The following is a 20,629-nucleotide window of genomic DNA, read 5'->3' as shown; positions in this document are numbered from 1 at the left end:
GGCCACGCTTCTAATGGCCGAGGGACACGCGCGGACTTGCGTCCCCTCATCCGCGTCCCCTCTCCGGTCTGGTCCCTCAACCGATCCTTTCCAGTACCGCGTAATACATCCCGTCCAGGTCGCCATCGCCGGGAAGCACCTGCCAGCCGATGGCCGCGGCTTGCCCGACCGGAAGCTCCAGCGACACGACGCGAGCGTCTGTGTGCTCGGCGAGCCAGCCTTGAACAACCGCTTCGTTCTCCGCACGCAACAGTGAGCAGGTGATGTAGACCAGGCGGCCGCCGGGGGCCAGGGTGGGCCACACACCGTCGAGGATGCGCTTTTGCTGCGCGGCCAGCGTGGCTACGTCCGTATCGCGACGATGCAGGCGTACGTCGGGACGGCGGCGCAGCACGCCGGTGGCGGAGCAGGGCGCATCGATCAGGATGCGATCGAACGGCTTGCCATCCCACCAGGCCGAAGGGTCGCCGGCATCGCCAGTGACCAGGCTGGCCTGGAGACCGAGGCGTTCCAGGTTCTGCCGGATGCGTGCGGTGCGCGCGGCGTCGAATTCGACAGCGGTCAATGCGACATCGGCACGTTCGAGCACGTGGCAGGCTTTGCCGCCCGGTGCCGCGCAGGCATCGAGCACACGTTGCCCATGTTGCGCATCCAGGATGTCGGCAGCAATCTGCGCCGCGCCATCCTGCACGGCGAACAGGCCTTCGGCGAAGCCGGGCATGCGGGTGACATCGGTGCTGTGAGGCAGCACGATGCCATCGCGCAGCCATGCATGCGGCTGGGCCTCGTAGCCGGCCGCGCGCAGAGCCTCGATAAGGGCGTCTCGCGTGCCGCGCCGCGCATTGGCGCGCAACATCAGCGGGGGCTCGAGGTTGTCGGCGGCCATCACGGCATCGGCCTGTTCGGGCCAATCCCTGGCGATGGCCCGAGCCAGCCACGCCGGATGCGCATGGCGCGTGCGCGGTTGTGCGTCCAGTGCGGCCAGGTGCTGCTCGCGTTCGCGTTGCCAGCGTCGCAGCACGGCGTTGACCAGTCCGGCCAATTGCGGTCGCTTGAGTTCGCGGGCGGCCTGCACCGTGGCGGCCACGGCGGCGTAAGCTGGCAATTGCAGGATTTCCAGTTGCACCAGGCCCAGCACCAGCAGGGCATGGATACGCGGTTCCTTGTCGCGCAGCGGGCGTTCGAGCAGACGATCGAGCGCGGCGTCGAAACGCAGCCACCAGCGCGAGCCATCGCTGACCAGGGCCATCAGCAGCGCGCGATCACGCGAATCGGCCAGGCGCGGCGCTTGTCGCTCCATCACCTCGCGCAACGAAGCGCCACGCAAGGCCACTTCGGCCAGCGCCTGCGCGGCCAGGGCGCGTGTATCGTTCATGCGCGACTGCGCAGCTCGGGGCGCGCGTTGAGGTAGTCGGTAGCCGTGATGCGTTTGCCGCCAGCGCGCTGCAGCGCGGTGACCCGCAAGGCGCCCTGCCCGCATGCGATGTCGATGCCGTCACGGCTGGCGCCCAGCACTGTGCCCGGCACGGCATCGGGTGAGCCATCCACGGCGTGCGCGGCCCAGATGCGCAACGCTTCGCCTGCGATGGCGCCTTCGGCGACCGGCCATGGATCGAACGCACGCACCTGGTATTCCAACGTCATGGCGGGTTTTGAGAAGTCCAGTTGCGCTTCGGCCTTGTCGAGCTTGTGCGCATAGGTCACGCCTTCTTCCGGCTGTGCCCGTGGCACCAGGACCTCACCCGTCGCGACTCGACGCAGGCCTTCAGCGAGCACGTCGGCACCGAGCGCGGACAGGCGATCGTGCAGGCTGCCGCCGGTGTCCTGGCGCGTGATGGGCGTGCGGCGCTCCAGCAATACCGGGCCCGTATCCAGGCCGGCTTCCATCTGCATCAGGTCCACGCCGCTTTCGTTGTCACCGGCGAGGATGGCGCGCTGGATGGGCGCGGCCCCGCGCCAGCGTGGCAGCAGGCTTGCATGGACGTTCCAGCAGCCAAGGCGCGGCAATGCCAGCACCTTGCGCGGCAAGATCAGGCCATAGGCCACCACCACCATCAGGTCTGCCCGGTAAGCGGCCAACGCTTGCTGGATATCGGCGGACTTGAGCGATTCGGGTTGCTCGACCGGGATGCCGGCAGCCTGCGCGGCGGCCTTGACCGGGCTGGGCGTGAGCTTGCGGCCACGGCCGGCGGGGCGATCGGGCTGGGTATAGACGGCCACGACCTCGGCACCGCTGGTGCGGCAGGCTTCCAGGCAGGGGACGGAGAATTCGGGGGTACCGGCGAAGACGACCCGCAATGGCTGCCCGCTCAAGCGCTGGCAGCCTGCTTGCGTTGCTTTTCCAGTCGCTTGAGCAGCATGGAGCGCTTGAGCGGCGAAAGGTAGTCGACGAAGACCTTGCCGGCCAGGTGATCCATTTCGTGCTGGATGCACACGGCGAGCGGACCCTCGACTTCCACCTCGATCGCTTTACCTTCGACGTCGTTGGCCTTGACCTTCACCTTCAGCGCGCGCGTCACGTCGGCATAGATGCCCGGGAACGACAGGCAGCCTTCCTGGTAGACCTGGGCGCCGTCCTTTTCCACGATCTGCGGGTTGATCAGCACCATCGGCTGGTTGCGCTCGTCGCTCATGTCGGCCACGAGCACGCGCTGGTGCACGTTGACCTGGGTCGCTGCCAGGCCCACGCCATTGGCGGCGTACATCGTTTCGAACATGTCAGCCACGAACTGCTTGAGCTCGGCGTCGAAGACGGTTACCGGCGTAGCGACAGTGCGCAGGCGCGGGTCGGGGAATTCAAGAATGGTCAGCGTCGTCATAAAGTCACCTTGTCGTCCCAAGATGCGGTCACGGGCAGGAAAAGCCAATGCCCGGGGCCATGTGGGGCATCCGGGGTGGGACATGAGAATAGGCTCCCATTGTAGCCCGTAACCCACGGTGTGGCAGGCTATTTTGCCAACTGGCTCCAGTTGCGGAGTCAGTTGGTTCGGTTACACTCGCCCAAAAATGCAGGGGGTTTGGGGGATGATAAGAAAGTCCATAGGGCTGCTGGCCGGCATGCTGGTCACGGTGGCCGTTTATGCTGCGGGAGCCCAATTGCGTGCCGATCACCCGGACACCTACACGGTGCGTCGCGGCGATACGCTCTGGTCGATTTCCTCCCGGTTCCTGTCCAAGCCCTGGCTATGGCCGGAAATCTGGCAGGCCAATCCGCAGGTCCAGAATCCGCACCTGATCTATCCGGGTGACGTGCTGAACCTGTCTTTCATGAACAACGGGCCGCGACTGGGCCTGCAGCCTCGCGTGCACACCGAGGGCGAGCCAATTCCGGCCATTCCGCTGTCGCAGTTGCAGACCTTTCTCAAGGACATGCGCGTGGTGGACTCCAACGTCGTACGCAATGCGCCGTACGTGGTTGGTTTCGAGGAAGCCCGCCTGCGCGGCGCCGTGGGCCAGAACGTCTACGTGCGCAAGCTTGACGCCGAGCCGGGCCAGCATTGGGCGATCGTGCGTCCCACCCACATCTATCGCGAATTTGGCTCCAGCAAGAAGGCAGCCAGTCACGAGGACGACATGACCGCGCATGTGCTCGACAGCGACGTGAGCATGTTCAAGGGGCCCTGGAACGAAGACTCCCGCAACGACGGTCACTATGGTCGCGGCAAGGATCTGGGCGTCGAGGTGTCGGTGATCGGCGAGGTCGAAGTGCTGCGCAAGGGCAAGGATGCCGATACGGTGCTCCTGCTCAATTCGACCCAGGAAATCCGCAAGGGCGATCGCCTGATGCCGGTGGATGACAAGCCCTACGACCCGTACTACTACCCGCACGCGCCCAAGTCGGTGCCGGGCAACGCCCACGTGTTGGCCTTCTCCGGTGCCGATGCGCTGGATGCAGCCGGTCCGACTCAGGTGGTGGCGCTGTCCGTCGGCAAACTGGACGGTGCCGAGAACGGCCAGACCCTGGCCGTCTGGGAGCCGGGCGAAACCATCGCCGACGACGTACGTAGCGACAGCTGGGATCGCGGCACGGGACACAGCGTGGATCTGCCGGAAGAGTTCGTCGGTCACGTGATGATCTTCCGCACCTTCGATCGCGTCAGTTACGGTCTGATCATGGATGGCCTGCGTCCTGTGCACATCCGCGACAACCTGCGGATGCCTGAGTAGGACAGCTGGCTTTATCGGACAAAACGGCGCGGATATTCCGCGCCGTTTTCGTTTGGGGCGCTGCGTACAGTGGCCCCATGGAAAAGCATGACACGGACGATATCGACGCCTGGCTGGTGTTGCTGCGCACGCCCGGCATGGGCGCCGCTGCACTGCGTGACCTGCTTGCCGTGTGCAATTGGGATATCCAGGCCACCCTCGCCACCGTCAAGGCGCGTGTCGATCGCCTGGACGGCGCGGCAGCGGCCTGGTTGAAGCGCCCCGATCGCGAACGCCTGCGTGCCGACCGGACCTGGCTGGACATGCCGGGACATCGGCTGCTGCGTTGCGATGAAGCCGACTTTCCCCCATTGCTGGGCCATATCGACCGTCCGCCCGCAGCCTTGTTCGTTGACGGGGATGCCTCCTTGCTGTTGCGGCCCCAGGTGGCCGTGGTGGGCTCGCGGGCGGCTGATGGCGTCGGCCGCGCGCTCGCCGCCGACTTTGCCCTGGCGCTGGCTGATGCGGGATTCGTGGTAACCAGCGGGATGGCCGATGGCATCGACGGTGCGGCGCATAGGGCGGTGCTCGATGCCGGCCATCCGACCATCGCGGTCGTGGGGACGGGAGCCGACCGGGTCTATCCGGCCAAACACGCCCGGCTGGCGCGGCGAATCGCTGGCGAGGGAGCCCTGCTGAGCGAGTTTCCGCTGGGGACGGGAGCGCGTTCGAGCCATTTTCCGCAGCGCAACCGTATCCTGTCCGGCCTGTCGGTGGGCACTGTGGTGGTTGAGGCGGACTTGAAATCCGGGTCGCTGATCACCGCCCGCCTGGCCGCCGATCAGGGACGGGAGGTATTCGCAGTCCCCGGTTCCGTTCATAATCCGCGGGCCAGGGGCTGTAACAAGCTCATCCGTGACGGCGCCCGTCTGGTCGAGGATGCTGGCGAGGTAGTGGATGTGCTGGCCCCCTTGGCGCGCGCCATGGGCCTGGAGCTGCGTGAGCGCTTGCGGTTGGCCGAGCCCGCCCAGGGTTCGACAGGGCCAGTGTCGACCAGGTTCGATCCCCTCCAGGAGCGACTGCTGGAGGCGTTGGGCCATGTTCCGGTCAGTCTGGACGAGCTGGCCGAGCGCACCGGGCTGGAAGCCGGCCAGGTGGCTTCCGGCCTGCTTCTGCTGGAACTGGATGGGGCCATCGAATCCCTGGCTGGCAACCGGTACCAGCGGCTGCCGGGCGGGTGCCGAATGTGACCGCCTGCCACTGTTTCACACGATCCAGCTTGACAGCCGTCGAGCTGCCGTGGTCTCACTAAATATAAAGCCCGCTGTCCCAGGACGGTGGTGGTCCGATTCCGGAAAAGTTGTTTCATGGCAAAAAACCTGCTCATCGTCGAGTCGCCAGCCAAGGCCAAGACGATCAATAAATACCTTGGCAAGGACTTCCAGGTGCTGGCGTCCTACGGACACGTGCGCGACCTGCGGCCGAAGGAGGGCGCCGTCGATCCGGACCATGGCTTTGCCATGGACTACGAGGTGATCGAGCGCAACGAGAAACACGTCGATGCCATCGCCAAGGCCGCCAGTCAGGCTGACGACATCTACCTGGCGACCGACTTGGATCGCGAAGGCGAGGCGATCTCCTGGCACATCAGCGAGATCCTCAAGCAGCGTGGGCTGACCAAGGGCAAGCACCTGCACCGGGTGGTGTTCTCCGAGATCACCCCGAAGGCGATCAAGGCCGCCGTGGCCCAGCCACGCCAGTTGTCACATGACATGGTCGACGCCCAGCAGGCGCGCCGTGCGCTCGATTACCTGGTGGGCTTCAACCTGTCGCCGGTGCTATGGCGCAAGGTGCAGCGTGGCTTGTCCGCCGGTCGCGTGCAAAGCCCGGCGCTGCGCATGATCGTCGAGCGGGAGGAGGAAATCGAAGCCTTCGTGCCGCGCGAATACTGGACGATCGAGGCGCAGCTGAATCATCCCGAGGCCGATTTCAGCGCCCGGCTGACCAAGCTGTACGGCAAGAAATTCGAGCAGTTCGACCTGACCAACGAGCGCGACGCCCTGGCGGCACGCGAGGCATTGGCCAAGGCCGCCGGCGGCCAGCTGACCGTCAGTGATATCGGTTCGAAGGAGCGCAAGCGCCGCCCTGCGCCGCCGTTCACCACCTCGACGTTGCAGCAGGAGGCCGCGCGCAAGCTCGGATTCTCCACCAGCCGCACGATGAAGATTGCCCAGGGGCTGTATGAGGGCGTTTCGTTGGGCAGCGAGGGCAACGTCGGCCTGATCACCTACATGCGTACCGACTCCACGGCGTTGTCCGAAGATGCCGTGGGCGAACTGCGCCAGCTGATCGCGCGCGACTTTGGCGACAAGTCGCTGCCCGATGGGCCGCAGGTCTATCGAACCAAGTCCAAGAATGCCCAGGAAGCGCACGAGGCGATCCGTCCCACCTCGGCCATGCGCACGCCGCGCGAAGTCGCCTCGTTCCTCAACGACGACCAGCGCAAGCTGTACGAACTGGTCTGGAAGCGCACCGTCGCCTGCCAGATGATCCATGCCACGCTCAACACGGTGTCGGTCGATTTTGCGCTGGCCAACGTGGCCGGCCAGGACGCAGCGTTCCGGTCCACGGGCACCACGGTGGTCGATCCGGGCTTCCTGGCGGTGTACGAGGAAGGCCGCGACCAGAAGAACGCCGATGACGATGATGAAGGTCGTCGCCTGCCCAAGCTGAAAGTTGGCGAGAAAGTGAAGCTGAAGGACATCCTGGCCGACCAGCATTTCACCGAGCCGCCGCCGCGCTATTCCGAAGCCAGTCTGGTCAAGGCGCTGGAGGAATATGGCATCGGCCGTCCGTCGACCTATGCCAGCATCATCCAGGTGCTGCTCAATCGCGAGTACGTATTCCTGGACAGCCGCCGTTTCCGTCCCACTGATGTGGGCCGTGCCGTGGGCAAGTTCCTGGCCCTGCACTTCACCCAGTACGTGGATTACGAGTTCACCGCGCGCCTGGAAGACGAACTCGATGCGGTCAGCCGTGGCGAGGAGGCCTGGGTGCCGCTGATGGAACGTTTCTGGCAGCCCTTCAAGCAGCAGGTGGATGAAAAAACCGAATCGGTCGATCGCAGCGAGGCGACAGGCGCGCGTGAGCTGGGGATCGATCCGAAGTCCGGCAAGCCGGTATCGGTACGCTTGGGGCGCTACGGGCCGTATGCGCAGATCGGCAACAAGGACACCGACGAAAAGTTGCAGTTTGCCTCCCTGCGCCAGGGCCAGAGCATGCACACCATCGCGCTGGAAGAGGCGCTGGAACTGTTCAAGCTGCCGCGTCAGCTCGGTCAGGCCGAGAACGGTGACGAGGTGAGCGTGGGCATTGGTCGCTTCGGACCCTTCGTCAAGCAGGGCAGCACCTATGCGTCGCTCAAGGCGGAAGACGATCCCTACACCATCGAATTGCCGCGTGCCTTGCAGATCGTGCAGGAAAAGCTCGAGATGCTCGCCAATCGCGTGATCAAGGATTTCGGCAACGGCGTGCAGGTGCTCAATGGCCGTTATGGTCCTTACATCACCGATGGCGAGAAGAACGCGCGCATTCCCAAGGATCAGGAGCCCAAGGACCTGACCGAGGCACAGTGCATCGAGTTGCTCGCCGCCGCGCCGGTCAAGAAGGGCCGTGGCGGTGCCAAGAAAGCTGCCGCCAAGAAGGCCGCTCCTGCCGCGAAGAAGGCGGCCACCAAGAAGGCCGCTGCGCCCAAGGCACCGGCCAAGAAGGCGACTGCCAAGAAAACCACCAAGACCGCGACCGGTAAGTCCGCCACCAAGAAGGCGCCAGCGAAGAAAACTGCCGCGAAAAAAGCCACGGCCAGCAAGCGTTCGGCGCGCGGCGAAGCATGACCCGGCATTTCGCCAGCACGAATCTCGATGCCGCCGCCGCGTTGTTGCGCGACGGCGGCGTGCTGGCGTATCCCACTGAGGCGGTTTTCGGACTCGGCTGCGATCCGCACAATCGCGAGGCTTTCGAGCGACTGTTCGCGCTCAAGGGACGCCCGCCTACCCAGGGCGTGCTGCTCATTGCCGCCGATTTCCGGCAGGTCGCGCGTTACATCGACCACGCCGAAGTGCCCGAGGAAACGCTCGACCGCATTCGCGGACAGTGGCCCGGGCCTTATACCTGGATATTCCCGCGCAGCCCGGAAGTGCCGGCGTGGGTGACTGGCGGCCATACCGGCATTGCCTTGCGCATCACCGCCCATGAGCCCGCCGCTGCCCTGTGCCGGGCCTTTGGCGGGCCGCTGGTATCGACCAGCGCCAATCCGCATGGTGAGCCGCCGGCACGCAACGCTGCCCAGGCCGAAGCCTATTTCGGCGACCGGCTCGACGGCGTGCTCAAGGGCGATGTCGGCGGGCAGGCTTCGCCGACAACCATTCGCGACGCGCTGACGGGCGCTATCATTCGCCCCTGACCTGTAGCATGACCAGCGGCGTGCCCACTGCGGTGAGGCGCGGTTCAGTGGCCATCCCGAGGATGGGGAACCTCGCGGGTCCTCGACGGCCATGCGCTGCGAGCCGTTTGCCAGGAACTTGACCGAGCCAGGAGCCGCCCTTGTCGACCGCCCATGACGCCCAGCCACGCAAGCATCCCGCGCACACGTTGCCTTTGCTGGTAGCCCATGACGCCGGCCGTCTGGTGACCTGGCGCGATGGACAGGCCATTGACGCCGCCCGCTTCCTGGCTGACGTGCACCGCGTGGCCAAGGCCTTGCCCGAGGCTGCGGCGGCGGTGAACCTGTGCGAAGACCGTTACGCCTTCCTGGTGGCGTTCGCCGCCATCGTGCTGCGTGGGCAGACCAACCTGTTGCCGTCTTCGCGCGCCCCCCGCGCCGTCGAGGACGTCATGGCCGCGCATCCGGATGGCTATGCCATCGGCGAGCAGGCGCTCGATCCGGCACCGCGTCGTTATGTGGTGCTGCCGGACCTGGACTCCCACGCCGAGGGAGTCGCGTTCGACGTGCCGATGATTCCCGCCGAACAGGTCGTGGCGATCAACTACACCTCCGGTTCCACAGGCATACCCAAGCCCAACGCCAAGACCTGGGCGCAGTTCCATGCCAGTACGGCGGGTATCGTGCGCATGTATCGGCGGCAGGTGGGCGAGCGTTTCTCGGTAGTGGCCACGGTGCCCCCGCAGCACATGTACGGCCTGGAGATGTCGGTGTTACTGCCCCTGCTGGGCGATGTCGCCGTGCATGCCGGTCGGCCGTTCTTTCCGCTGGATGTGGCCCACGCCCTGGCGCAGGTGCCCGAACCGCGCGTGCTGGTGACCACGCCGGTACACCTGCGCGCTGTGGTGGAGTCGGGTGAATCGTTGTCACCGCTGGCGGCAATCGTGTCGGCTACGGCACCCATGCCGCCGGCGTTGGCGGCACGTGCCGAGCAAACCCATGGTGCCCCGTTGCTGGAGATTTTCGGGTCCACCGAAACCTGCGTGATTGCCACGCGTCGGGCGGCATTCGATGAGGCATGGTCGCTATACGAAGGCGTGAGTCTGCATCCGCAACCTGACGGTACCCAGGTTCAGGCACCGCAACTGGATAGCCCGATGATGCTTGCCGACATCGTGGTGCTGGAAGATGGCGGCCGGCGTTTCCGCTTGCGTGGACGTCATGCCGACATGCTCGAAATTGCCGGTAAGCGTGCCTCCCTGGGTGACCTCACGCGCCGAGTGCTCGCGATACCGGGAGTGCACGACGGTGCGGTGATCCAACTGGATGAAGCCGATGCCATCGGTGTGCGCCGCATTGCCGCGCTGGTGGTGGCCCCGGGTATGGATGAACACGAGATCCTCGATCAACTGCGTCAGTCCATCGATCCGGTCTTCCTGCCGCGCCCCCTGCGCATGGTCGATGCATTGCCGCGCAATGAAACAGGCAAATTGCCACGCGCCGCATTGTTGGCATTGCTGGCGGTTTAGCAGGAAGTGGCCTGTAACAGGTAAACGGGAATAGAGACCCTGCAATGTATTGGCTCCTCTTTACCCTCTGCAGGCCCCGAGGTTCGACTTTACAGGCCGCATGGCGGTCGACCTCCTCCTCACGAAGGGCCGCAAAGCGGCCGGGCGCCCGGTACAATGCCTGTCCAGTTCGGTATCAGGAGTACGCATGAAGATCCTCGTCATCGGCAACGGCGGGCGCGAGCACGCGCTGGCTTGGAAGCTCAAGCAGTCGCCGCGGGTGAGCGAGGTGATCGTTGCGCCCGGCAACGCAGGTACCGCGCGTGAGCGTGGGTTGCGCAATGCCGATGTGGCCGTGACGGATATCGACGGGCTGCTCAAGCTGGCCCGGGACGAGAAGATCGAGTTGACCGTGGTCGGCCCGGAAGTCCCTCTGGTGGCTGGCGTGGTCGATCGTTTCCGCAAGGCGAACCTGCGTATCTTCGGGCCGCGTGCGATTGCCGCGCAGCTTGAAGGTAGCAAAGCGTTCGCCAAGGATTTCCTGCTTCGCCACAACATTCCCACCGCTCGCTACGCCGTATTCACCGAGCTCAATCCGGCGCTGGCCTATGTGCGCCAGCATGGCGCGCCTATCGTGATCAAGGCCGATGGCCTGGCAGCCGGCAAGGGTGTGGTCGTTGCCCTGACCTTGGCCGATGCCGAATTGGCACTGCATGACATGCTCGGTGCGCATGCCTTTGGCGATGCGTCCGCACGCGTGGTGATCGAGGAGTTCCTTGAGGGCGAGGAAGCCAGCTACATCGTGATGAGTGACGGCATCCATGCCCTGCCGATGGCCAGCAGCCAGGACCACAAGCGTCGCGACGATGGTGACAACGGCCCCAACACGGGGGGCATGGGCGCGTACTCGCCGGCACCCGTGGTCACGCCGGAGGTGGAAAAGCGCATCCTCAAGGAAGTGATCGAGCCCACCTTGCGCGGCATGGCCGCGGAAGGCGCGCCCTTCATCGGTTTCCTGTATGCGGGTCTGATGATCGACAAGAGCGGCGTGCCGAAAGTCATCGAATTCAACGTGCGCTTGGGTGACCCCGAGACACAGCCGATCATGCTGCGCCTGAAGTCCGACTTCGTGGAGCTGATCGAGGCCGCGCTCGATGGTCGCCTGGCCGATGTGCGGGCCCAGTGGGATCCTCGCCCGTCGCTTGGCGTCGTGCTGGCTGCGGGAGGCTATCCGGGCAAGGTGCGCCAGGGTGATGTCATCGACGGGCTTGATGCTCCGGTTGGCCCGGAGGCAAAGGTATTCCATGCCGGCACGCGGCTGGACGAACAGGGCCGTGCGGTCTCAGCGGGTGGCCGTGTGCTGACCGTCTGTGCGCTGGGCAAGGATATCGCCGCGGCACGCGAAAATGCCTATGCCGCTGCCGCCAAGCTGCGCTTCGAGGGCGTGTTCTATCGCCGCGACATCGCGCACCGCGCGCTTCATCGCAACAAATAATCCGCGATCTGTAAAAGGGGAGTAGGGATGCACTCTGTCATGAATGTCCGTGGCTGGAGGCGCGCTGGCACGCTATGCATGCTGTTGGGGCTGGCGGTTCATGCGCATGCCGCGTCGTTCGACTGCAAGAAAGCGACGACCGATATCGAGCATGCCATTTGTGCCGATGAGGCGGTGGGTAATCTGGACGAACAGATTGGCCGGCACTATCGCGACTTGCTCGATGTCAGCCCCCGGGATCAGGCGGCAACGATTCGCACGACGCAGCGCAACTGGTTGGCTACGCGCGATGTCTGCAAGGACGCGCCCGAGGGTGTGGGCAAGTGCCTGGCTCGTCTTTTTACTGCGCGCAATGATGTCCTGGTCGCCGCGACCACACCGGCCCGTCTCGCGCTAGACCATGTGATCGAGCGTATCCCTCGCGATCCGGCTGGCGCTGCCGAGGCGTTGCGCCAGTACAACGGTCCCCTGGCTTCGGCCTGGCTGGTATACCTGCATCGTTACGAACCCGGCGCTGGTGTGAGCGATGCCGAGGCGAAGTCACGCGAGGCGGCAGCGCTCAAGGGATTGAGCGACGATAGTTTTGCCAGCGACGTCTACAACGACGTCCGCAACGATCCCAGGGGCGACAGCCCATCCCTGACATTGCTGCGCATGGTAATCGAGCGATCCGATTACGATGTGGATGGGGCCCGTCCGTATGTCCATTGTTTTGTCTTTACCCGCCAGGGCGATGCCGCCTACAAGGCATTCGGGCCGCTCTACGGCTCCACGCGCGACAGCTTCGCGCCGGTCTGTGCGCCGACCGGCGATTTGTTCAAGCAGGCGGCCTGGAAAAAGCTCGATGCGGCAATGAAGCCGGCGATCGGTCGTGCCACGGACGTGGCCGGTACCATCCGGTATTCCAGCTTCGTGGCCTGGTCCATCCTGGATTTACGCGCCACCCTGACCCCGCGCGATTTGCTCAAGCCCTTGCCCAAGGAAGATGCAGGTGACGCGGAGAAGGCATTGCGCGAGGGTTACACCGAAAAGACCTGGTCCAAGACCGAGCGCGACACGGTGCTGGCCTCGGTGGCGCCAGCGCGGCAGGCCACCTCTCGGTGGCTGGTCGCCCAGCGCGGTTTTTCACCGGGGGATGCCGATAAGGCCGCGCATAACCTGGTGCAGGCGTGGCTGGCCGAGCGCATCAGCTTCATCGACGACAATATCGATAACGGCGATTGATCAACTCGCCCCGGATTTCACGCTAGGCTATTTCCGTCGCCTCACGCCAGGACCCGCATGAGTCAATTCTCCCTGCTCGGCCATCGTCGATTTGCTCCGTTCTTCTGGACACAGGCGCTGGGGGCATTCAACGACAATGCCTTTCGCAACGCGATGATCATGCTTGTGGCGTTCCAGATGGGCCTGGACGAGCACACCGTGGGGCTCTACACGAATCTGGGGCCGGCGTTGTTCATCCTGCCGTTCTTCCTGTTCTCGGCGATGGCAGGGCAACTCGCCGAAAAATACGAGAAGACGCGGATCATCCGTCTGGTGAAGCTGTTCGAAATCGGCGCCATGATCCTGGCGGCGGTGGGTTTCTATACGCATCACACCAGCTTGTTGCTGGCGGTTTTGTTTCTGATGGGCCTGCACTCGACGGTGTTCGGGCCGATCAAGTACGCCATCCTGCCCCAGGCGCTCAGGCCCGATGAACTGGTCGGTGGCAACGGTCTGGTCGAGATGGGTACGCAATTGGCGATCCTGACCGGCATGATCGCTGGCAGCAGCCTGATGCTGATTGCAGGCGTCGGCCCGATCGCGGCCTCGGTGCTGACCATCGGCGTAGCGGTGCTCGGTTACGTGGTCAGTCGTGCGGTGCCCACGGCGCCGGCCACGGCGCCTGATCTGAAATTCAGTTGGAATCCGTGGACCGAAACGGCGCGGGTGCTCAAGCTCACGCACTCCGATCGCGCGGTATTCAACGCGGTATTGGGTATTTCCTGGTTCTGGTTCTTCGGCGCGGTGTTGGTGGCGCAATTGCCCAACTACACCCAGCACACGCTTGGTGGCGATGGTTCGGTCAATACGCTGATCCTTACGCTGTTCTCGCTGGGCACCGGCCTGGGGGCCTTGTTGTGCGAGAAGCTGTCGGGCCGCAAGGTCGAGATTGGCCTGGTGCCAGTGGGTGCATTCGGGCTGACTGCCTTTGGTATCGACCTGTATTTCGCGCGGCACGGTACCAGTCCGGTGCAGGGGTTGGACTGGAAGGCCTTCATGCATGGCCCGGGCAACTGGCGCGTGATGATGGATCTCGCCTTGCTGGGCGTGTTCTCCGGGTTCTATGTCGTGCCGCTGTTTGCCTATGTGCAGGCACGTACGCCGCGCGCGCAGCTGTCGCGTGTGATTGCCGGCAACAACATCATCAATGCGCTATTTATCGTGCTGGCGTCGGGCTTTGGTCTTGGCTTGTCGATGCTGGGTTTGCAGCCGGCACAGATCTTCCTGGCGGTGGTGCTGCTCAACATCGCGGTGGCTGCATACATCTTTACCCTGGTGCCTGAGTTCATCATGCACTTCCTCACTTGGGCGATCGTCAACACGCTATATCGCACGCGTGTGGACGGCGCCGAGAAGATTCCGGAGGAAGGCGCGGTGTTGCTGGTCTGCAACCACATCAGCTTCATGGACCCGTTGATCCTGATGGGCAGCCTGCGGCGACCGATGCGCTTTGTCATGTATTACAAGATCTTCAATATCCCGGTGCTGCGTTTCGTGTTCCGTACGGCCAGGGCGATCCCGATCGCGGGCTTCAAGGAAGACCCGGCCGTGCTGGACGCCGCGTACGAGGAAATCGATGCCGCGTTGGCGGCTGGCGAAGCCGTGTGCATCTTTCCCGAGGGCGGGCTTACCCGTGATGGTGCCGTTGCGGCGTTTCGCCCTGGCGTGGAGAAGATCCTGGCGCGCCGTCCCGTGCCGGTGGTGCCGCTGGCGCTGCGTGGCCTATGGGGCAGCATGTGGAGCAGGCGCAACACGTTGCGCCTGCCGCGCCGGTTCCGCGCCCGCGTGGAACTGGTGGTCGATGCGATCCGTGCGCCGGAAGTCTCCAGCGCGGCGGAACTCGAGGCACGCGTCAAGGCGTTGCGTGGCGATCTGGCCTGAGCCAGGTCGCTTCAACGCAAGATGCAGGTTATCCGAGCCAGCTGGCCAGTACGACCAGCGCCACCACGCTGAGCCAGGCCAGCAGGGCACGCAGTAACACGCCGCGCAGGCGCAGCAGTTCGGAGAGGGGATCGGTACGGTCCTCGGCATATCCATCCCCCGCCACGATATCGACCAGGATATCCGCTCTTGCCGCGGCGCCAAGAAAACCGGGGCCTTCGCGATACCAGCTCGAAGCCACGGCCTGCTGCTGCCAGCGACGCCATGCACCAAGCACGGCATCCCAGTGACCAACCAGCGCCAGCGTGAATACGAGCAGTTGCGCGGGTAGCCAGTCCAGTACATTGGCCAGCGAAAAGGCCGCGTTCTGCGCATCGGCATCCAGCCCGAGCGTGCGATTGCGGCCGAGGGTCTGCGTCAGGTGATAGAGCAGGGCCCCGGTGGGACCAAGCAGGAAGAACCATAGCAACACGCCGAAGCGGCGGCGCAGCGCGGCGTAGACCACGGCTTCACCCAAGGCTGGCGCGGTCCAGGCGATCGGTCCGCCGTCCTCGCTGAGCACCTGCGCGGCCGCTTCCCGGCTGGGGCCATCCGGTGCCCGCAGGATGGTCTCCAGGTCATGCTCGAAGGCGTGGGGGCCCATGCAGTACAGCAGCACCACCAGGGCGAACAGCATGCGCAGCAGCCCGTCGAATGGCAGCAGGCTCAGTAGCCACTGGATCACCAGGCAGGCCAGCAAGGGAACAAGCAATGTGACCAGCAGGCGCCCGGTGCCGCTGGTGTCGCCTAGTTGCCTCACCCAGGCGCGCAGACCACCGGCGCCGCGCCAGTGCGCCAACTGCGGCAGCACATGCAGCAGGCCGAGCGCGAGAAGGGCGGTAAGCAGACTGACGGCCATCGATGTCTCCGAGGTTCTTTGCCGGTGCGATCGCCGGCATGGCCGCCGATCAGGTTCGCCCTATGGTAGCGGAGGACATGGTGGGGCTTGCTTGCGGCGGGGCGCAGGTCGGGAATTTCCGGTGTGTCGAATTCGAGGCTGGTATGCCGTTGTGGCTCGCCGGCCGGCTCGTGGCGTGAGCGGCTTCAGTCGTGATGCAAGGCGCGAGGGGGCGGGATGGAAATCTAGAGCCCCATCCGCGACTGGATCGCGGATGGCATCGCGATTGAAATCGCTCATATCAGGTGACGCGTTGAGTCAGGGGATCAGCGCGTCGAGTTCGAGATTGGCACGCAGGCGCAGCCAGCTGGCCAGCAACTGGTAGGACACGGACAACTTCGAGGGCACGCCGAAGCTGCCATGCCGAAGGCCATCCACGATCTGCTCAGGCGTAAACCAGCGGGCATCCTCCAGTTCGCGGTCGCGCAGCCGGATGGTCGGGTCGATCGCCTTGGCGGTGAAGCCGACCATCAGCGACGCGGGCATTGGCCAGGGCTGCGAAGAGTGGTAATGCACTTCGCCGACGATGACCCCCGACTCCTCGGCCACCTCGCGGCGCACGGCATCTTCCAGCGACTCGCCCGGCTCGATGAAGCCTGCCAGAGTGGAGTAGCGTCCTGGCGGCCAGCCGGCTTGCCGGCCGAGCAGGCAGGCTCCTTCGTGCTCGACGATCACGATGATGGCCGCATCCGTCCGCGGGAAATGCATGCGCCCACAAACAGTATTCGTGCACTGCGCGCGATGGCCGGACGACACCAGTTGCAACGGCGAGCCGCAATAGGCACAGAAACGCGTTTCGCGCTGCCAGTGCGCCAGGCCTTTGGCATAGGCGAAAAGGCCAGCCTCATCGGCGGGCAGCAACAGGCCGGCCTCGCGCAGGCTCAGTCGGATCGCGCCCAACTGGGTTTCCAGTTCGAGCGCCAAGTCGGCATCGTCGACGGTCAGCAGAAAGTGCGGGCGATCCTGCGCATGGCCCAAAAAGCTGGCGGGCGTATCGGCCAGCAGCTTGCGTTCCTCGGCAGAGAGCCAGCGCAGTGCGTCCCTGCCGGGCAGCAGATAGGTTTCGCCCAGACTGTCGAGCAGGATATAGCGCGCGTCAACGTCAGCGGCCTGTTCGGCCACCCAGTCCAGTTCATCGCGACGCTCGGCCAGTCGATCAAGGATCAAGCTCAGGCCAGAGAAGGTGTTGGTGCGCGGCAGGGTCATCGGAGTGTCCTTGAGTCCATGCCCCAGGCACTCATGTGGAGAATGACGAACCGCAGCCGCAGGTAGTCTTGGCATTGGGATTGCGGATCACGAACTGCGAGCCGCTCAGGCTTTCTGAGTAGTCGATCTCGGCGCCCGTGAGGTATTGCAGCGACAGCGGATCGACCAGCAGCGTGACGCCCTCGCGGCTGAGCGCGAAGTCGTCCTCTGCCTGGGCTTCATCGAAAGTGAAGCCGTACTGGAAACCCGAACAACCGCCGCCGGTGATGTACACGCGCAGTTTCAACTCAGGGTTGCCCTCTTCGAGGATCAACTCATGCACCTTGTGCGCGGCCGCTTCGGTGAAGATCAGCGGCGCGGTTGACTGGCGGTAGTCGGGAATTGAGAGCAGCGTTTCCATGAGGCGGATATGGGGGTGCGTCGAGGCTGACGCAAGCATACCGCGATCAGGCCGGTTCCGGCTCGTGCTGCTGCTCGGCCCGGGGGGAGGGAAGCTCCTGCAACAGGGCAGTGGTCTGGTGCGTGATGCGACCGTTTACCTGCGCGCCAGCGGCCATTTCCAGGGTGTTGTAGTGCACATCGCCGACGATACGCGCCTCCGGGGCCAGTTCCAGGCGGTCGGTGACATGGATGTCACCCTCCACGCGGCCGTTGATCACCGCGTGCGGCACGCGCACCTCACCCTGGATATGGCCATGCTCGCTCAAGGTGAAGACCGCCTCGGCGGTGTCGGCCAACACGGAGCCTTCGATGCGGCCGTCCAGGTGAAGGGCGCCGCTGAAACGCAGGTCGCCCCGGATCACCGTGCCGCGAGCGATCAGGCTGGTGTCGGCGCTGGGCGAGTGCGTGGGGCGCTCCGGGCGCTGCTTGTTACGGTTGAGCATCTTTGTCTCCCTGTACTGCGGTGAGATTGCCGGCCAAGGCATCGTTCCAGCCCACCGCGCGGCTGATGGCCGTGTCGCCGTTGGGCATGACCTTCACGTGCAGGCGCGTGGGCTTGAAGTCGGCCGGCAGCACGAAGGTGGCATGTAATTGTTGAAAGTATTTGAAGCGGAAGGGCAGGCCATCTTTCTGAGCGGCATCGCCGAGTGCCGGCCAATCCAGTTGCACGACCTTTTCGCCGCGCAGGCCATCGACACTGACCTGGAGCTTGCCGGTCACTTCGTCGCCGCGTTTGGCGCTCTGGGTCAGGCTGAGATTGATGTTCCAGGCGGTGGGTGAACCGCTGACCGGTACGATTTTCAGCTCCTGCACGCGCAGGCCCTGCCGTTGGGCATCGCCGCCGATCAGCCGGGAATAGAAACCCAGGTCGGCACGCAGGCCATTGATCTCTTCCTCGCGCTCGGCGAGCGTGCTGCGCACGGATTTGGTGGCAATGTCATTGACCTGCTGGGCCCGTTGCAGGTTGGCAAGCTGCTGCTTGAGATCGTCATTCTGCGCGGTGAGCGCCTTTACCTGGCGTTTGTCTACCACGGCAGGCGCATTATGCCCTGCCAAGGCGGCCACGATCAGCCCGGTGGCAAGCAGGCTTGCAGCCCAGCCACCGGCCAGCCAGTACAGCTTGCGGCGATGGGCGGTGTCGTCATGTTGGCGCACGACGAATCGCGGTGGCGGTCTCGAACCCATGCTGAGCGGTTCCGGGCAAAAGAAGACCGGTATAGCCTCCGCGTGACGCCAGCGTCAAGGAATTGCGTAGAAAACGTGGACGGGATGCACATCCCGTCCACGGATCAGGCTGCCTGGATGCTCGGAGCGATCAGCTTTCGATCTTGCTTTGCAGGTAACGCTCGGCACCAATGTCCTTGATCAGGCTCTGCTGCGTTTCGAGCCAGTCGATGTGCTCTTCCTCGTCGTGCAGGATGCCCTTGAACAGGTCGCGGCTGATGTAGTCGGCGATGCCCTCGCTGTAGGCTATGGCCTCGCGCAGGTCCTTCACTGCCGCCAGTTCAAGGTCCAGGTCGCCTTGCAGGCACTCCAGCGCGTTCTCGCCGATACGCAGCTTGCCCAGATGCTGGAGGTTCGGCAGGCCATCGAGGAACAGGATGCGCTCGATCAGGTGGTCGGCGTGCTTCATTTCCTCGATCGACTCCTTGTACTCGTGCGAAGCCAACTCGCCGTAGCCCCAGTCCTTGAACATGCGGTAATGCAAGAAGTACTGGTTGATGGCAGTCAGCTCGTTGTAGAGCACTTTATTGAGGAATTCGATGACCTTGGCGTCGCCTTTCATGGCGCGTCTCCTGATGGATGGGTGTACGACGGGCGACTATACGCACATGCGCCAGGGCATGCCGGAACGCAAATGGAAATGGTTTTCTGCTGCGAAAACAATAAGCCGCGCCCATGGCGCGGCCTTGCGGTGACTACGGCCCGCTCAAGCGATGGCGATGACCGGCAACGGGTTCAACATCTGGTTGACCGCATGTTCGAGCGTGGCGCGAGCTTCCGATTCACAGCAGCCGCAGCAATCGGAGCAGCCGGTGCGTGCCTGCAGTTGGGCAAAGCTGTGCACCCCATCGGCCGCTGCGCGGCGGATGTCGTGGTCAGTGACGGCATTGCATAGGCAGATATACATGGGTGCGTATAAGAACGCGAATGCGAATGATTGTCAACTAAGAAGCGGACGCTACCGGTTCTGGGGCGTCTGTCGGCATCCCTTAACCGCGTCGCTGTAACCTTTAACCTTGGCATTGGTCGCTAACCCTGTCGCTGGGAGCAGGGAAAGGTTCAAGCCATTGATATTACTAAGGTACTTTTCAAACGATTGGAGACTGAACTCGACATGCCCGATCAGTTCCGCCGAATAGCTGCCATTGCCATTCGCGGTTTCCTTGTGTTTCAAACACGCCGTAGAGCCAACTGCAGATTCCGGCAACCACTGACCATGTTTCCGAAAATCGTTGACACCTCGACGCTAATCGCTGACCAGTGTGTTGGTGCTGACCTGACTGCTGGTACTGACCAGCACGGCAAGTCGGCTGCTGAATGAATCCTCGTCAGATTTTCTCGTTTGCCGTTGCGACGGCAGCGTCGGCTTGAGGCGACTCCACCCGTGCCGACTTCCGATTTCATCCCCCCGCACAATTCTGGCGACGGGACACCTGCGATCCTTCGAGTGTGGCATCTGGTCGGTGGGCATTTCGTCGCAACCGTTCCGATGGGCAATGACGTATAAGGCATAATCCCTAGACCCTGATCCAGGGTTGGGATTCCGGAAACGACTTGCTCCGCAGACGCGCCAAACCGCATCGGGTTGTCGCCTGGTTGGCCATGCTGGCCATGGGCTTGATGTTGTTTGCGCCGTTGGTTTCCAGGGTTCTGGTGATGCTGTCCGTCATGCCAGCCATGACCATGGCCGACGACATGGCCATGCCGGGCATGGCTCAAAGCCACGCCCATCATGCGCCCGACAACTGCAGCCACGGCTCGCCGCATGATCCCGCGTCGCCCTCGACCGATGCCTGCGGCTACTGCTCCCTGCTGTTCCACAGTCCTGCGCTGGCGGTGACGGTCCCCGTCTTGCTTCCGGCGCTTCCCACCGCTACGGCTCTCCCGCAAGCCATGGTTTTCCGTGCCCCGGCCCTCGAACGGCTGGATCGACGCTCCCGCGGGCCGCCCCTGGCCTGATTCAGCCGTACTGCTCGGCAACAGTCGGCTCTCCCTATCGGCAATACGTGGATCCGGGCCTGCGCGACGGCGCGCTAATGGCTGCACCTGTCTCCTGCCCACAACACGGTCGCCGCCATCTCTCTTCA

Annotated in this window: 19 protein-coding genes; 9 read left to right on the top strand and 10 right to left on the bottom strand. The window is 64.1% G+C overall.

Translation table 11 applies throughout. From position 1 onward, the window contains the following. Window positions 1-76 precede the first annotated feature (76 nt). Genes rsmB through def form a run of 3 tightly spaced genes read right to left on the bottom strand, consistent with a single transcriptional unit; the run spans window position 77 to window position 2,819 of the window. Window positions 77-1,375, bottom strand: a complete 1,299-nt coding sequence (gene rsmB, locus VF436_RS02530) for a 16S rRNA (cytosine(967)-C(5))-methyltransferase RsmB (RefSeq protein ID WP_330902403.1) — start codon at window positions 1,373-1,375, stop codon at window positions 77-79. Continuing rightward, window positions 1,372-2,313: a methionyl-tRNA formyltransferase gene (fmt, locus tag VF436_RS02525; protein ID WP_330902402.1), complete on the bottom strand. Its 942-nt coding sequence runs from the start codon at window positions 2,311-2,313 to the stop codon at window positions 1,372-1,374. The genes rsmB and fmt overlap by 4 nt, the downstream gene beginning before the upstream one ends. Then, entirely contained in the window at window positions 2,310-2,819 is a 510-nt protein-coding gene (gene def, locus VF436_RS02520; protein WP_330902401.1) for a peptide deformylase, read from the bottom strand. The genes fmt and def overlap by 4 nt, the downstream gene beginning before the upstream one ends. Window positions 2,820-3,024: 205 nt before the next feature. Between def and VF436_RS02515 the strand changes: the two genes are divergently transcribed. From VF436_RS02515 to VF436_RS02480, 8 genes are all read left to right on the top strand, one after another. Next, window positions 3,025-4,167, top strand: coding sequence for a LysM peptidoglycan-binding domain-containing protein (locus VF436_RS02515; protein ID WP_330902400.1), 1,143 nt, complete (start codon window positions 3,025-3,027; stop codon window positions 4,165-4,167). A gap of 77 nt (window positions 4,168-4,244) precedes the next feature. Next, window positions 4,245-5,396: a DNA-processing protein DprA gene (dprA, locus tag VF436_RS02510; protein WP_330902399.1), complete on the top strand. Its 1,152-nt coding sequence runs from the start codon at window positions 4,245-4,247 to the stop codon at window positions 5,394-5,396. 117 nt (window positions 5,397-5,513) lie between these two features. Continuing rightward, a complete protein-coding gene (locus tag VF436_RS02505; RefSeq protein ID WP_330902398.1) occupies window positions 5,514-8,039 on the top strand; it encodes a DNA topoisomerase I in 2,526 nt (841 codons plus the stop codon). Continuing rightward, window positions 8,036-8,608: an L-threonylcarbamoyladenylate synthase gene (locus VF436_RS02500; protein ID WP_330902397.1), complete on the top strand. Its 573-nt coding sequence runs from the start codon at window positions 8,036-8,038 to the stop codon at window positions 8,606-8,608. Before VF436_RS02505 ends, VF436_RS02500 begins: the two co-directional genes overlap by 4 nt. A 140-nt stretch (window positions 8,609-8,748) precedes the next feature. After that, a complete protein-coding gene (locus tag VF436_RS02495; protein WP_330902396.1) occupies window positions 8,749-10,116 on the top strand; it encodes an AMP-binding protein in 1,368 nt (455 codons plus the stop codon). Window positions 10,117-10,303: 187 nt separating this feature from the next. Then, window positions 10,304-11,590 (top strand): phosphoribosylamine--glycine ligase, encoded by a 1,287-nt coding sequence (purD, locus tag VF436_RS02490; protein WP_330902395.1) that lies wholly within the window; start codon window positions 10,304-10,306, stop codon window positions 11,588-11,590. A 39-nt stretch (window positions 11,591-11,629) separates the two neighbouring features. Continuing rightward, window positions 11,630-12,814, top strand: a complete 1,185-nt coding sequence (locus tag VF436_RS02485; protein WP_330902394.1) for a lysozyme inhibitor LprI family protein — start codon at window positions 11,630-11,632, stop codon at window positions 12,812-12,814. A 57-nt stretch (window positions 12,815-12,871) separates the two neighbouring features. Then, complete coding sequence (locus VF436_RS02480; RefSeq protein ID WP_330902393.1) at window positions 12,872-14,734, top strand: MFS transporter; 1,863 nt, start codon at window positions 12,872-12,874, stop codon at window positions 14,732-14,734. 28 nt (window positions 14,735-14,762) lie between these two features. Here the strand turns inward: VF436_RS02480 and ampE are convergent, their stop codons facing one another. From ampE to VF436_RS02445, 7 genes are all read right to left on the bottom strand, one after another. Beyond that, window positions 14,763-15,632: a regulatory signaling modulator protein AmpE gene (ampE, locus tag VF436_RS02475; protein ID WP_330902392.1), complete on the bottom strand. Its 870-nt coding sequence runs from the start codon at window positions 15,630-15,632 to the stop codon at window positions 14,763-14,765. Window positions 15,633-15,929: 297 nt separating this feature from the next. Next, on the bottom strand, window positions 15,930-16,877 hold the full coding sequence (nudC, locus tag VF436_RS02470; protein WP_330902391.1) for an NAD(+) diphosphatase: 948 nt from the start codon (window positions 16,875-16,877) through the stop codon (window positions 15,930-15,932). Between the two features lie 31 nt (window positions 16,878-16,908). Beyond that, window positions 16,909-17,277 (bottom strand): iron-sulfur cluster insertion protein ErpA, encoded by a 369-nt coding sequence (gene erpA, locus VF436_RS02465; protein ID WP_330902390.1) that lies wholly within the window; start codon window positions 17,275-17,277, stop codon window positions 16,909-16,911. 46 nt (window positions 17,278-17,323) lie between these two features. Further along, the gene (locus VF436_RS02460; RefSeq protein WP_330902389.1) at window positions 17,324-17,761 is read right to left on the bottom strand and encodes a polymer-forming cytoskeletal protein; all 438 of its coding nucleotides are present in this window, start codon (window positions 17,759-17,761) and stop codon (window positions 17,324-17,326) included. After that, the gene (locus tag VF436_RS02455) at window positions 17,748-18,503 is read right to left on the bottom strand and encodes a DUF6776 family protein (RefSeq protein ID WP_330902388.1); all 756 of its coding nucleotides are present in this window, start codon (window positions 18,501-18,503) and stop codon (window positions 17,748-17,750) included. Before VF436_RS02455 ends, VF436_RS02460 begins: the two co-directional genes overlap by 14 nt. A gap of 130 nt (window positions 18,504-18,633) precedes the next feature. Continuing rightward, on the bottom strand, window positions 18,634-19,104 hold the full coding sequence (bfr, locus tag VF436_RS02450; protein ID WP_330902387.1) for a bacterioferritin: 471 nt from the start codon (window positions 19,102-19,104) through the stop codon (window positions 18,634-18,636). 144 nt (window positions 19,105-19,248) lie between these two features. Then, complete coding sequence (locus tag VF436_RS02445) at window positions 19,249-19,449, bottom strand: (2Fe-2S)-binding protein (protein ID WP_330902386.1); 201 nt, start codon at window positions 19,447-19,449, stop codon at window positions 19,249-19,251. Between the two features lie 647 nt (window positions 19,450-20,096). Here VF436_RS02445 and VF436_RS02440 point away from each other — a divergent pair. Further along, a complete protein-coding gene (locus tag VF436_RS02440; RefSeq protein ID WP_330902385.1) occupies window positions 20,097-20,501 on the top strand; it encodes a DUF2946 domain-containing protein in 405 nt (134 codons plus the stop codon). Window positions 20,502-20,629: the final 128 nt, after the last annotated feature.

The sequence above is a fragment of the Dyella sp. genome (genome assembly GCF_036384435.1).
Lineage (GTDB): Bacteria > Pseudomonadota > Gammaproteobacteria > Xanthomonadales > Rhodanobacteraceae > GSA-30.
The sequence above is the reverse complement of the archived record's forward strand: the minus strand, read 5'-3'. Positions and strand labels throughout refer to the sequence as shown.